Source organism: Streptomyces sp. OfavH-34-F (assembly GCF_022347745.1).
Classification (GTDB): Bacteria; Actinomycetota; Actinomycetes; order Streptomycetales; family Streptomycetaceae; genus Streptomyces.
In genome coordinates, this window is the sequence record NZ_JAKRGC010000196.1 from 1 (window position 1) to 11,856 (window position 11,856).

At 71.6% G+C, this 11,856-nt stretch carries 10 protein-coding genes and 1 pseudogene; 5 read left to right on the plus strand and 6 right to left on the minus strand.

Features of this window, described 5'->3' with window-relative positions; all coding sequences use genetic code 11:
- Positions 1-171 precede the first annotated feature (171 nt).
- A complete protein-coding gene (locus tag MHW47_RS23945; protein ID WP_239225841.1) occupies positions 172-2,640 on the minus strand; it encodes an HAD-IC family P-type ATPase in 2,469 nt (822 codons plus the stop codon).
- Between the two features lie 103 nt (positions 2,641-2,743).
- A complete protein-coding gene (locus MHW47_RS23950) occupies positions 2,744-3,013 on the minus strand; it encodes a DUF2530 domain-containing protein (protein ID WP_239225842.1) in 270 nt (89 codons plus the stop codon).
- A 192-nt stretch (positions 3,014-3,205) separates the two neighbouring features.
- Here MHW47_RS23950 and MHW47_RS23955 point away from each other — a divergent pair, with 192 nt between their 5' ends.
- Positions 3,206-4,660: an NCS2 family permease gene (locus tag MHW47_RS23955; protein WP_239225843.1), complete on the plus strand. Its 1,455-nt coding sequence runs from the start codon at positions 3,206-3,208 to the stop codon at positions 4,658-4,660.
- A 19-nt stretch (positions 4,661-4,679) separates the two neighbouring features.
- Here the strand turns inward: MHW47_RS23955 and MHW47_RS23960 are convergent, their stop codons facing one another.
- Positions 4,680-4,868: a ribbon-helix-helix protein, CopG family gene (locus MHW47_RS23960; RefSeq protein WP_111336834.1), complete on the minus strand. Its 189-nt coding sequence runs from the start codon at positions 4,866-4,868 to the stop codon at positions 4,680-4,682.
- A gap of 157 nt (positions 4,869-5,025) precedes the next feature.
- Between MHW47_RS23960 and MHW47_RS23965 the strand changes: the two genes are divergently transcribed.
- Both MHW47_RS23965 and MHW47_RS23970 read left to right on the plus strand, forming a co-directional pair.
- On the plus strand, positions 5,026-5,466 hold the full coding sequence (locus MHW47_RS23965; RefSeq protein WP_111336836.1) for a MarR family winged helix-turn-helix transcriptional regulator: 441 nt from the start codon (positions 5,026-5,028) through the stop codon (positions 5,464-5,466).
- Positions 5,467-5,524: 58 nt separating this feature from the next.
- Positions 5,525-6,859 carry an MFS transporter gene (locus MHW47_RS23970; RefSeq protein ID WP_239225844.1) on the plus strand — a complete coding sequence of 445 codons (1,335 nt, stop codon included), beginning with the start codon at positions 5,525-5,527 and terminating at the stop codon, positions 6,857-6,859.
- 201 nt (positions 6,860-7,060) lie between these two features.
- Here the strand turns inward: MHW47_RS23970 and MHW47_RS23975 are convergent, their stop codons facing one another.
- Both MHW47_RS23975 and pip read right to left on the minus strand, forming a co-directional pair.
- Positions 7,061-8,056, minus strand: a complete 996-nt coding sequence (locus tag MHW47_RS23975; protein ID WP_239225845.1) for an aldo/keto reductase — start codon at positions 8,054-8,056, stop codon at positions 7,061-7,063.
- 62 nt (positions 8,057-8,118) lie between these two features.
- Positions 8,119-9,087 (minus strand): prolyl aminopeptidase, encoded by a 969-nt coding sequence (gene pip / locus MHW47_RS23980; protein WP_239225846.1) that lies wholly within the window; start codon positions 9,085-9,087, stop codon positions 8,119-8,121.
- A gap of 99 nt (positions 9,088-9,186) precedes the next feature.
- Between pip and MHW47_RS23985 the strand changes: the two genes are divergently transcribed.
- Positions 9,187-9,678: a hypothetical protein gene (locus tag MHW47_RS23985; RefSeq protein ID WP_239225847.1), complete on the plus strand. Its 492-nt coding sequence runs from the start codon at positions 9,187-9,189 to the stop codon at positions 9,676-9,678.
- Positions 9,679-9,702: 24 nt separating this feature from the next.
- Here the strand turns inward: MHW47_RS23985 and MHW47_RS23990 are convergent, their stop codons facing one another.
- Positions 9,703-11,124, minus strand: a complete 1,422-nt coding sequence (locus MHW47_RS23990) for a choice-of-anchor A family protein (RefSeq protein WP_239225848.1) — start codon at positions 11,122-11,124, stop codon at positions 9,703-9,705.
- 182 nt (positions 11,125-11,306) lie between these two features.
- Between MHW47_RS23990 and MHW47_RS23995 the strand changes: the two are divergent.
- Positions 11,307-11,856, plus strand: a pseudogene (locus MHW47_RS23995) (hypothetical protein); the annotation flags it as partial.

Below are 11,856 nucleotides of genomic sequence, written 5' to 3' on the forward strand. Positions count from 1 at the left end.
GGCGGGTTGGGCTGGGGCGGCGGGCCAGTGGCCCCGCCGCTTCGAGGTCGCGGCCCTGCTGGAGGACCCGTCCCGCACGGCGGAACTGGCCCGGGACCGCTGGTTCGACTGAGCCGCGCCCCGCCGCCTCCCGCGAAGGAGGCGGCGGCCCTCCGCGGCGGCCCTCCGCGGCTACGCCCCGAAGCGGCGGCCCACCAGCCGCCACGCGTACTCCAGCGCCACCGCGGCGACCGCGGCGATGCCGACCGCCGTCCACGGCATCTGCGCGCCCACCAGCTTCAGCGCGAAGAAGTCCTGGAGCCACGGCACCGCCAGCACCACCAGGAACGCCAGCCCCATCGCCGCCACCAGGCAGATCCGCCACCAGGTGTAGGGGCGAGCGATGATCGCCAGCACCCACATCGAGACCAGGAACAGCGTCAGGGTGGCCGCGCTCGTCTCCGCGTCCAGCGCGCCCGTGCCGGCGTAGTGGCTCCGGGCGATCAGGTACGTCACGAAGGTCGCCGCGGCGGCGATGACGCCCGAGGGGATCGCGTACCGCATGACGCGCCGCACGAAGTGGGGATGGGCGCGCTCCGTGTTGGGGGCCAGCGCCAGGAAGAACGCCGGGACGCCGATCGTCAGCGTGGACAGCAGGGTCAGGTGGCGCGGCAGGAACGGGTACTCCACCTGGAAGCAGACCACCAGCACGGCCAGCAGCACCGAGTACACGGTCTTCGTCAGGAACAGGGTCGCCACCCGCGTGATGTTGCCGATCACCCGGCGGCCCTCGGCGACCACGGACGGCAGCGTCGCGAAGCTGTTGTTCAGGAGCACGATCTGGGCGACCGCGCGCGTCGCCTCGGAGCCCGAGCCCATGGAGACGCCGATGTCCGCGTCCTTGAGCGCGAGGACGTCGTTGACGCCGTCGCCCGTCATCGCCACGGTGTGCCCGCGCGACTGGAGCGCGGCGACCATCTCCCGCTTCTGCTGCGGGGTGACGCGGCCGAAGACCGCGTTCTCCTCCATCACCGTCGCCATCTCGTCCTGGTCCGCAGGCAGCCGCCGCGCGTCCACCGGGTGCTCCGCGCCGGGCATCCCCAGCTTCCCGGCGACCGCGCCGACCGACACCGCGTTGTCCCCGGAGATCACCTTCGTGGCGACCCGCTGGTCCGCGAAGTAGGCCAGGGTCTGCCCGGCGTCCGGCCGCAGCCGCTGTTCCAGGACGACCAGGGCGGCCGGTTCGGCGCCCCGCGCCGCGTCCGCGGCCTCCAGCTCGCCCCGGGCGCGGGCCAGCAGCAGCACCCGCAGCCCCTGCTCGTTGAGCCGGTCCACCTCCGCGAGCGCCGGATCGCCCTCGTCCAGCAGCACGTCCGGGGCGCCCAGCAGCCAGGCGGAGGACGCGCCGCCGTCCTCGGTGAACGCGGCGCCGCTGTACTTGCGGGCGGAGGAGAACGGCAGCGTGCCGGTGACCGGCCAGCCGCCCTCCGCAGGCGCCGGGTAGGCGTCGATGATCGCCTGGAGGCTGGCGTTGGGGCGGGGCTCGGAGGCGCCGAAGGCCCCCAGCACACGGCGCAGGTACGGCTCGTCGGCGCCGCCGAGCGCCCGCAGCTCCGTGACGTCCATGCCGCCCTCGGTGAGGGTGCCGGTCTTGTCCAGGCAGACGACGTCCACCCGGGCCAGGCCCTCGATGGCCGGCAGCTCCTGCACGAGGCACTGCTTGCGCCCCAGCCGGACGACGCCGATCGCGAAGGCCACCGAGGTCAGCAGGACCAGGCCCTCCGGGATCATCGGGACGATCCCGCCGACCGTGCGGGCGATGGAGTCCTTGATGTTGTTGTCCTTGACCACCAGCTGGCTGATCACCAGCCCGATCGCGGTCGGCACCATCATCCAGGTGACGTACTTGAGGATCGTCGAGATGCCGCTGCGCAGCTCGGAGCGGACGAGCGTGAAGCGGGACGCCTCCTCGGCGAGCTGAGCCGCGTACGCCTCGCGCCCGACCTTCGTCGCGGTGAACGCGCCGCCGCCGGCGACGACGAAGCTGCCCGACATCACCGTGTCGCCGGTCCGCTTGAGGACCGGGTCCGCCTCGCCGGTGAGCAGGGACTCGTCCACCTCCAGGCCGTCCGCCTCGGCGACCGTGCCGTCCACGACGACCTTGTCGCCGGGGCCCAGCTCGACCAGGTCGCCCAGCACGATCTCGGAGGTGTGGATCGGGGCCGCCGTGCCGTCGCGCCGGACCACGGGCTTGGCCTCGCCGATGACCGCGAGGCTGTCCAGCGTCTTCTTGGCCCGCCACTCCTGCACGATGCCGATGCCGGTGTTGGCGACGATCACGAACCCGAACAGGCTGTCCTGGATCGGCGCCACGAAGAGCATGATCACCCAGAGCACGCCGATGATCAGGTTGAACCGGGTGAAGACGTTGGCCCGGACGATCTCGGCCATCGACCGCGAGGACCGTACCGGTACGTCGTTGACCTCGCCCCGCGCGACCCGCTCGGCCACCTCCGCCGAGGTCAGCCCGCCCCCGGCGGGCGGGTCCGGCAGCTCGACCGGGTGGACCGGGTCCAGCTCCGCTCCCGCGTCGATCGTGGCCGGCCGCCCGGTGGCGCCGGTTCGCTGCTCCCCGGAGGGATTGGATGCCCGCTGCGTCATGGTTCAGACGGTACGGGTGGAACGTCCGGGACACCCGCCGGGGGGTATGAAGATCAGACCGGGGGAGGAGGGAGATGGTCCCGTGGTCGTACGCGGGAGGGCCTCACTCCGGCTGCGGGTCCGCCGATGCCGCCGCCGCGCGCTTGAGGGCCGCGTCGCGCCCCCGTACGTACCAGATGCCGATCAGGCCCAGGCCCGCGCCGGCCAGGCAGGTCCACACCCACCACAGGTGGCCGTGGTCGTCGAACCAGCCGTAGAACGGGATCTGGACGAGGAAGAGGACGAACCACAGGATCGTGCCGCCGGTGATCGTCGCGACGACGGGGCCCTCCAGGGGCTCCGGTGCCTCGTGCTTCGGTGTCCACTTCGCCATGCGGTCAGTGTATGCGGCGCGTACACACGCGTGGCCGGGCCAGGCGGCGCAAGGGTCTACGCGCGGAGATAGCGATCTTCGCCTTATGTATTCATACTGAATCTGCTTCAGACTGGCTCGATTTATTCGTGTAAAAGTCCAAAGCCGACCGCTTATTTCCCCTCTGCGTACGTACTGATACTGAGGTCATCCATGTCCCCCTCGGTCACCGCCAAGGTCGATGCCACGCCTCCCCCGGCTCCCCAGCCCTCCGGCGGCCTGGACCGCTTCTTCAAGATCTCCGAGCGGGGGTCGACGGTAGGCCGCGAGATCCGTGGCGGATTCGCGACCTTCTTCGCGATGGCCTACATCATCGTGCTGAACCCGATCATCCTCGGCAGCGCGAAGGACGTGAACGAGCAGTTCCTCGACGGCGGCCAGCTGGTCACCGCGACCGTCATCACCGCCGCGTTCTCCACGCTGCTCATGGGCGTCATCGGCAATGTGCCGATCGCGCTGGCGGCGGGGCTCGGCGTCAACACCGTCGTCGCCCTCCAGCTCGCCCCGCGGATGACCTGGCCGGACGCCATGGGCATGGTGGTCCTCGCGGGCATCGTGGTCATGCTGCTGGTCGCGACCGGGCTGCGGGAACGGGTCATGAACGCCGTACCGGGCTCGCTCCGCAAGGGCATCGCCATCGGTATCGGCCTGTTCATCCTGCTGATCGGCCTGGTGGACTCGGGCTTCGTCTCCCGCATCCCCGACAAGGCGATGACCACCGTCCCGCTCCAGCTCGGCGGCGACGGCCACCTCAACGGCTGGCCGGTCCTGATCTTCGTCCTCGGCGCGCTGCTCACGCTGATCCTGCTCGTCCGCAAGGTGCCGGGCGCGATCCTCATCTCCATCGTGGCGATGACCGTCGTCGCGCTGATCGTCAACGCCGTGGCGGACCTGCCGGGCAAGGCGTGGGGGCTGACCGTCCCGGAGTGGCCGGGCAACCCGGTGGCGACGCCGGACTTCGGGCTGCTGGGCGAGTTCAGCCTGTTCGGCGGCTTCCAGAAGGTCGGCGTGCTGACCGGCGTCCTGTTCGTCTTCACCGTGCTGCTGTCCTGCTTCTTCGACGCGATGGGCACCATCCTCGGCGTCGGTGACGAGGCGAAGCTGACGGACCCCGAGGGCAACTTCCCCGGCATCAACAAGGTGCTGTTCATCGACGGTGTCGCGGTCGCCGCGGGCGGCGCCAGCTCCTCCTCCGCCTCGACCTGCTTCGTGGAGTCCACGGCCGGCGTCGGCGAGGGCGCCCGCACGGGTCTGGCCAGCGTCGTCACGGGGCTGCTGTTCACGGTGGCGCTGTTCCTCACGCCGCTGGCGACCATGGTCCCCTCGCAGGCGGCGACCCCCGCGCTGCTGGCGGTGGGCTTCCTGATCATCGCCGGCTCGGTGCGGGACATCGACTGGAGCGACTACACGCTCGCGATCCCGGCGTTCCTCGCCATGGTCATGATGCCGTTCACGTACTCGATCACCAACGGCATCGGCATCGGCTTCATCGCGTTCAGCGTGCTGCGGCTGGCCGCCGGGCGCGGACGCGAGGTGCCGGTGGCCATGTACGCGGTCTCGGCGGTCTTCGTCTTCTACTACATGATGCCGGCGCTCGGCCTCACGTAAGGGTGTCGCGGGCCGGCGGTCAGCCGGCCTCGTCGGCGTAGAACTTCTCCGTCTCCTCCACGGCCGACTGAAAGCGTTCGTCGAAGTCGTCGCGAATGAGCGTCCGGACCACATAGTCCTGGACGCTCATTCCGCGTTTTGCGGCATGCTGCTTGAGCCGGTCGAGCAGCTCACCGTCTATGCGCAGGCTGAGCACGGTCGATCCCATGGCAAGCAGGGTTACGTCCCGCAGGCCCGTCGTGCGTGATTTTCCGCCGCCGACTCACTCGTTTGGGTGATCGATTGGTGAACGCGCTCCGTGATCCCGCTCTCGCGCGTGTATCACGAGTGGTCTTTAGAGTAGGTAATGAGTTACGCTAACAAACATGCCTGACCTGATCCACGACAGCGACAGTGCCGCCGCCGTGAGCTCCCTTCGTTCCGCCGTCATGCTGCTCGGCCGGCGCCTCAAGCACCAGCGCGTCGACGAGTCGCTCAGCCCGACCGAGATGTCGGTGCTCGGCACCCTCGCCCGTTGTGGTTCGGCCACCCCCGGTGAGCTGGCCCGCAAGGAGCACGTGCAGCCTCCGTCGATGACCCGCATCGTCGCGTTGCTGGAATCGAAGGGTCTGGTCAGGCTGGAACCGCACCCCGATGACCGTCGTCAGAAGGTGGTCAGCCAGACCGAGCGGGCCGAGGCCATGCTCGCCGAGAGCCGCAAGAAGCGGAACGCCTGGCTCACCACCCTGGCCGAGGGCCTGGACGAGGACGAGTGGGAGACGCTGCGCAACGCGGCGCCGGTGCTGGAGAAGCTCGCCCACCTGTAGGCCCGTGCCGGGCCCCTCGTCAGCCGTACGCTGTCCACGCCCGAGGAGGCGAACCCTTTTGAGTACGGGATCCGGAGCAGACTCCGCCCCCGCACCGACTTCCACCCACGAGAGCAAGACCGGCGGGACCTTCTCGTCGCTGAAGATACGCAACTACCGCCTGTTCGCCACGGGCGCCGTGATCTCCAACACCGGTACCTGGATGTCCCGCATCACGCAGGACTGGCTCGTCCTGAGCCTCACCGGGTCCGCCGCGGCCGTGGGCATCACCACGGCCCTCCAATTCCTCCCCATGCTGCTCTTCGGCCTGTACGGCGGTGTCATCGCCGACCGGGTGCCCAAGCGGCAGCTCCTGCTCGTCAGCCAGGCGGCCCTCGGCGCCTGCGGCGTCGTGCTCGCCGCGCTCACGCTCTCCGGCGTGGTGCAGGTGTGGCACGTCTATCTCATCGCGTTCCTGCTCGGCATGGTCACCGTCGTCGACAACCCGGCGCGGCAGGCCTTCGTCTCCGAGATGGTCGGACCCGCCCAGCTGCGCAACGCGGTCAGCCTGAACTCGGCGAACTTCCAGTCCGCCCGGCTCATCGGCCCCGCCGTCGCCGGTGTGCTGATCACCACGGTCGGCAGCGGCTGGGCCTTCATGTTCAACGGCCTGTCGTTCGCCGCCCCGATCGTCGGCCTGCTGATGATGCGCCCCGCCGAGCTGCACAAGGCCGTCATCGTGCCGCGCGCCAAGGGCCAGCTGCGGGAAGGGCTGCGCTACGTGTCGGGCCGCCCCGAGCTGGTCTGGCCCATCGTCCTGGTCGGCTTCGTCGGCACCTTCGGCTTCAACTTCCCGATCTGGCTGACGGCCTTCGCGGACGAGATCTTCCACGGCGGCGCCGGGATGTACTCGTTCTTCAACATCCTCATGGCCGCCGGCTCGCTGGCCGGCGCCCTGCTCGCCGCCCGCCGCCGCTCCTCGCGGCTGCGGATGCTCGTCCTCGCCGCCACCGCCTTCGGCCTGCTGGAGGTCGTCGCGGCACTCGCCCCGGCGGTCTGGATCTTCGCGCTGCTGCTCGTCCCGATCGGCATGATCGGCCTGACGACCAACATCAGCGCCAACACCAGCGTCCAGATGGCCTCCGACCCGGCCATGCGGGGCCGCGTGATGAGCCTCTACATGATGGTGTTCGTCGGCGGTACGCCGGTCGGCGCCCCGATCGTCGGCTGGATCAGCGACACGTACGGCGCCCGCACCGGCATGGCCTTCGGCGGCGCGCTGTCGCTGCTGGCGGCCCTCGGCATCGGCGCGATCCTGGTCCGCGTCGGCGGCCTGCGCGTCAAGGTGGGCCTGCACCAGGGCCGCCCCCAGGTCCGCGTGGTGCCGCGCGAGCGCCTCGCGACGGTGGCCTGACGCCCGTACGCGGAAAGCCGCGCGGCCCCGTCCCGGAGTTCCGGGGCGGGGCCGCTTCGTGGTCACCGGGGCCGGTCCGGTTACGCTCGTCGGGTGGACCCGAAGACCAGAAACCGCGTCATGGCCGTGGTGCTCGTGCTGATGTTCGCCGTCGTCGCCGTGGCGGCCGCCTTCGGCTGAGCCCGCCGGGCCCGTACGCGCCTACCAGGCGAAGTTCTCCGGTGAGGGGCCCGGACCGGGGAAGATCTCCTCCAGCGCCGCCAGCACCTCCGCCGACAGCTCCAGCTCCACCGCGCGCAGCGCCGAGTCGAGCTGCTCGCGCGTGCGCGGACCGGAGATCGGGCCCGTGACGCCCGGCCGGGTCAGCAGCCAGGCGAGGCCGACCTCGCCCGGCTCCAGGCCGTGCTTCTCCAGCAGGTCCTCGTACGCCTGAACCTGCGCCCGCACCTTCGGGTCGGCCAGCGCGTCGGCGGCGCGGCCGGAGGCGGAGCGGGCGCCGCCGCCCTCGCGCTGCTTGCGGAGCGCCCCGCCCAGCAGGCCGCCGTGCAGCGGGGACCACGGGATGACCCCGAGGCCGTACTCCCGGGACGCCGGGATGACCTCCATCTCGGCGCCGCGCTGCATCAGGTTGTAGATGCACTGCTCGCTGACCAGGCCGTAGCTGCCGCGCTGCCGGGCGCGCTCGTTGGCCTGGGCGATCTTGTAGCCGGAGAAGTTCGAGGAACCGGCGTACAGGATCTTGCCCTGCTGGACCAGGACGTCGATGGCCTGCCAGATCTCCTCGATCGGGGTGTCCCGGTCGACGTGGTGGAACTGGTACAGGTCGATGTGGTCCGTCCGGAGCCGCTTGAGGCTGGCGTCCACCGCCCGGCGGATGTTGACCGCGGACAGCTTGTCGTGGTTCGGCCAGGCCTCGCCGTCCGGGCCCATGTTGCCGTAGACCTTGGTGGCGAGGACGACCTTGTCGCGGCGGTCGCCTCCCTGCGCGAACCAGCTGCCGAGGATCTCCTCGGTGCGGCCCTTGTTCTCGCCCCAGCCGTAGACGTTCGCGGTGTCGAAGAAGTTGACGCCGGCGTCCAGCGCGGCGTCCATGAGGGCGTGGCTGTCGCCCTCGTCGGTCTGGGGGCCGAAGTTCATCGTCCCCAGGACGAGGCGGCTTACCTTGAGTCCGGTGCGTCCGAGCTGCGTGTACTTCATGACTCCCCAGCCAACGCCTTCGAGCACGCTCGAAGCAAGCGGTGTGTTCCTTACGGGGATCGTCAGCTGCGGGCGAACCGGTTCAGTGCCGCGATGAGGGCCCGCCGGGTCGCTGTTCCGCCGAGGTGGCCCGCGTCGTCGATCACCGTCAGTTCGGCGTCCGGCCACGCCCGGGCCAGCTCCCACGCGGTGATCAGCGGTCCGCCCATGTCCATCCGCCCGTGCACCAGCACCCCGGGAATCCCGGCGAGCCGTCCCGCGTCCCGGATCAGCTGGCCCTCCTCCAGCCAGGCGCCGTTCGAGAAGTAGTGGGCGCAGATCCGGACCAGCGCCCGCTGCGCCCGGTCGGGGCGGCCGCTGAACGGGGGCGGGCCGGTGTACGCCTCCTGCGACAGCACGGCGTCCTCCCAGGCGCACCAGTCGGCCGTCGCCCGCGCCCGGACCTCCGGGTCGGGGTCCGCGGTGCGGCGGGCGTACGCGGCGAGCACGTCCGGCGTGGCGTCGCTCGCCGCCTCCGGGACGCCCGCCCGGAACAGCTCCCACGCCTCGGGGAAGAAGCGGCCCGCGCCCCGGTACAGCCAGTCGATCTCGGAGCGCCGGGTCGTCGTCACGGAGGGGATCACGATCTCGCTGACCCGCTCCGGGTACCGCTCGGCGTACGCCAGGATCAGCGTGGAGCCCCAGGAGCCGCCGTGCAGCAGCCAGCGGTCGATGCCTAGGTGGACGCGGAGGCGCTCCATGTCGGCTATCAGGTGGTCCGTGGTGTTGTGGCGCAGGTCCACGGCCGGGTCGCCGGCGTGCGGGGTGGACCGGCCGCAGTTGCGCTGGTCGAAGAGCACGACCCGGTACCGCTCCGGGTCGAAGACCCGCCGCGCCCCCGTCCCGCACCCGGAGCCGGGGCCGCCGTGCACGACGGCGGCGGGCTTCCCTTCGGGGTTGCCGCACACCTCCCAGTACACGTGGTTGCCGTCGCCGACGTCGAGCATGCCGTGGTCGTAGGGCTCGATCGGCGGGTACTTCTCGTCGGACATGACGGGGCGTCTCCTCGCTGTGCGGCGGCGTACGGCGGTGTCTGCGGGGGTGCGTACGGGAAGGGCGCACAGCTTACGCGCGGTCGTAATCTGGGCGTCGTGAACGCGACTCCCGAGGTACTCGCCGTGCTGGATGAACTGCTCGCCGCCGCGGGCCCGGACGACCGGGGGGCGCTGTGGCAGCTCGACCGGCGGGGGAGGGAGCTGGACGCCAATCTGGTGCGGCTGCCGCCGGGGGCGGAGGTGGGGGAGCACCAGGAGGACGTGCTCGACGTCCTGCTGGTGGTGCTCGCGGGCGGCGGGCGGCTCGTGCCCGGGGACGGGTCCGAGGCGCTGACGCTGGCCCCGAGCACGGTCACCTGGCTGCCCCGCACCTCGCGGCGGTCCCTGACGGCGGGGCCGGAGGGGCTGGCCTATCTGACGGTTCACCGGCGCCGCCCCGGGCTCGCGGTCAAGCCGGTGGTGCGGGCGTACGAGGGCGGGGAGGCGCCGTGCTCGCTGGACCGGGTGTGTCCGGAGTGCGGGCGGATGTCCCAGGAGTCGGCGCCGGTGTTCTGCAGTGCCTGCGGGGAGCGGTTTCCGGGGCGCTGAGGCTGGGCCGGCGCCCCGGTGACCTCAGTGCTGCGGGCGGCGGCGCCTGCCGAGCAGGAGGATGCCGGCCGCGGCCAGGACGAACGCTCCGGCCGCCGCGTACAGGGGGGTGGCCGTGCCGGTGTCGGCGAGCCAGCCGCCGGGCGGCCGGTGGTGTCCGCCGTCGTGGCCGGGCGGCACGGGGTGGCTGTGCGTCGGGCCGGGCCCCGGGGTGGGCTCGTGGGACGACGGCGACGGGGCAGGTGTCGAGTCCGACGGGGACGGCGCGGGGGTCGAGTCCGACGGGGTCGGGGCGGGGGTCGAACCCGTGGGGGACGGGCTCGGGCTTGGGGACGAGTCGGTCGGGCTGGGCGACGGCGACGGTTCCGTGCCGCCGCAGTCGATGTCGGCGGCGAACGGGAACTCGTGGATCTCGCCCGCGTCGACCGCCGTCGAGGCGTCGGCGCTGAGCGGTCCGGCCGTCAGCTGCCGTACGACGATCGTGCCCTCGATGTTCGACGGGTCGAGGTCCGTGAGGTGGGCGCGGGGCGCGTAGATCGTGCCCTCCAGCGAGTCGCCGTCGGCGAGGGTGATGTCCGTCGCGTCGGGGAAGTTCCACAGCATGTACGGGGCCTGGTCGCCGGATACGCCCGCGAGGTTCGGGAGGTGCCAGACGTACGTGCCGTCGGTGCCGGTGGTGTCGACGTTCACGACGAACGGCGTCGAGGCGGTCGGCTGGTTGTCGAAGACCAGCTCGGAGAGGTTGTTCAGCTGTTCGCCGGTCAGCCGGAGGACGTTGGTCCGGCCCTCGGTGAGCCGGATGTGGGCGCTCGTCCCGGCGGGGAAGCCCGTCTGGTCGGGCAGCGGGGTGCCGGAGGCGTCCCGCAGGACGACGTCGGTGGCGCAGGTGGCGATCGCGTCGGAGCGGTCGCGGAAGGTCGTGAACAGGGCGTCGAGGTCCGGCAGTCCGGTGGTGTCCGTGACGGACTCGGCCGGCTGGCGCGTCGTTTCCTGGACGCGGGGCGTGGACTCGTAGTCGGCGCCTTCCTCGACGATTCGGGTGTTGACCTGGGCGTTGTTGGCGTCCTCGGTGAGGATCGAGGAACCGGCCGGGTCGCCGATCTTCACGTAGCCGTCGTTGAGGACCTGGAGCACGCCCTGCGGTGAGCTGGCGGCGTGGTCGATCCGGCCGCCGACGAGCAGCGCGGTGGGGTGGGCGTCGCCGGGTGCGGTGAAGGTGCCGGGGGTGTGCAGCGCGACGTTGTACCCCGGCCCGTAGGTGAGGTTTCCGCCGATGGCCACGGAGCCCTCGGTCTCCGTACTGCCCAGCACGGCGTCGTCCTGGACGAGTACGCCGAACCCTTGGCCGCCGGCGAGCGGGTTGCCGGAGTAGTCGGCGGTGGCGGGGGCGGTGGCGCCCAGGCAGATGAGGCAGGCCGTCGTGGCGACGGCAGCGGTGCGTTTCATGCCGGGAAGGTATGCATGCTTTTCATACAGGTTGGGGTACGTCCCGGCGTCGCGGCCCGTGATCCACCCGCACGGACGCCCCGCCGGTCCTCCGTCCGTCGCTTGAGCAGTCGCTCAAACTCCTCTACTGTCGGCCGGGACGGGATTTGAGCGAGTGCTCAAAACGGTGGGGGGTGCGGCCGATGGCCGGTGGTCTGTATGTGGAGGCCCGGATACGGGCCGGTCTGGAGTGCGTCTGGGAGCGCACCCAGGACCCGGCGCGGCATCAGCGCTGGGACCTGCGCTTCACGCGCATCGCGTATCTGCCGGTCGCGGAGGGGGAACCGCAGCGCTTCACGTACGGGGTGCGGGTGCTGCCCGGCCTCCTCGTGGCGGGCACCGGTGTCTCGGCCGGCGAGCGCCACCGCCCGGACGGCACGCGCACGTCGGCCCTCCGCTTCGCCTGCGCGCACCCGCTGTCGTTCCTCACGGAGGGGCGGGGGTACTGGCGTTACGTGCCCGGCCCGGACGGGCTCCGCTTCCTCACCGGGTACGACTACGAGCCGCGCTGGGGGCGGCCGGGCCGGCTCGCCGACCGCCTCGTCTTCCGGCCGCTGATGGGCTGGGCCACGGCCTGGTCGTTCGACCGGCTGCGGCTGTGGTGCGAGCGGGGGACCACCCCGGAGCGGGCGCTGGGGCGGGCCCTGGGCGAGACGGCGGCCCGGCTGGCCGCGGCGGCCGGGGCGGTGTGGG

Bases quoted from the DNA above. Each gene is read 5' to 3' on its own strand.
- MHW47_RS23955 (WP_239225843.1), top strand. From the start codon at position 3,206: ATGTCCCCCTCGGTCACCGCCAAGGTCGATGCCACGCCTCCCCCGGCT.
- MHW47_RS23960 (WP_111336834.1), bottom strand. From the start codon at position 4,868: ATGGGATCGACCGTGCTCAGCCTGCGCATAGACGGTGAGCTGCTCGAC.
- pip (WP_239225846.1), bottom strand. From the start codon at position 9,087: ATGTCCGACGAGAAGTACCCGCCGATCGAGCCCTACGACCACGGCATG.
- MHW47_RS23965 (WP_111336836.1), top strand. From the start codon at position 5,026: ATGCCTGACCTGATCCACGACAGCGACAGTGCCGCCGCCGTGAGCTCC.
- MHW47_RS23975 (WP_239225845.1), bottom strand. From the start codon at position 8,056: ATGAAGTACACGCAGCTCGGACGCACCGGACTCAAGGTAAGCCGCCTC.
- MHW47_RS23950 (WP_239225842.1), bottom strand. From the start codon at position 3,013: ATGGCGAAGTGGACACCGAAGCACGAGGCACCGGAGCCCCTGGAGGGC.
- MHW47_RS23945 (WP_239225841.1), bottom strand. From the start codon at position 2,640: ATGACGCAGCGGGCATCCAATCCCTCCGGGGAGCAGCGAACCGGCGCC.
- MHW47_RS23990 (WP_239225848.1), bottom strand. From the start codon at position 11,124: ATGAAACGCACCGCTGCCGTCGCCACGACGGCCTGCCTCATCTGCCTG.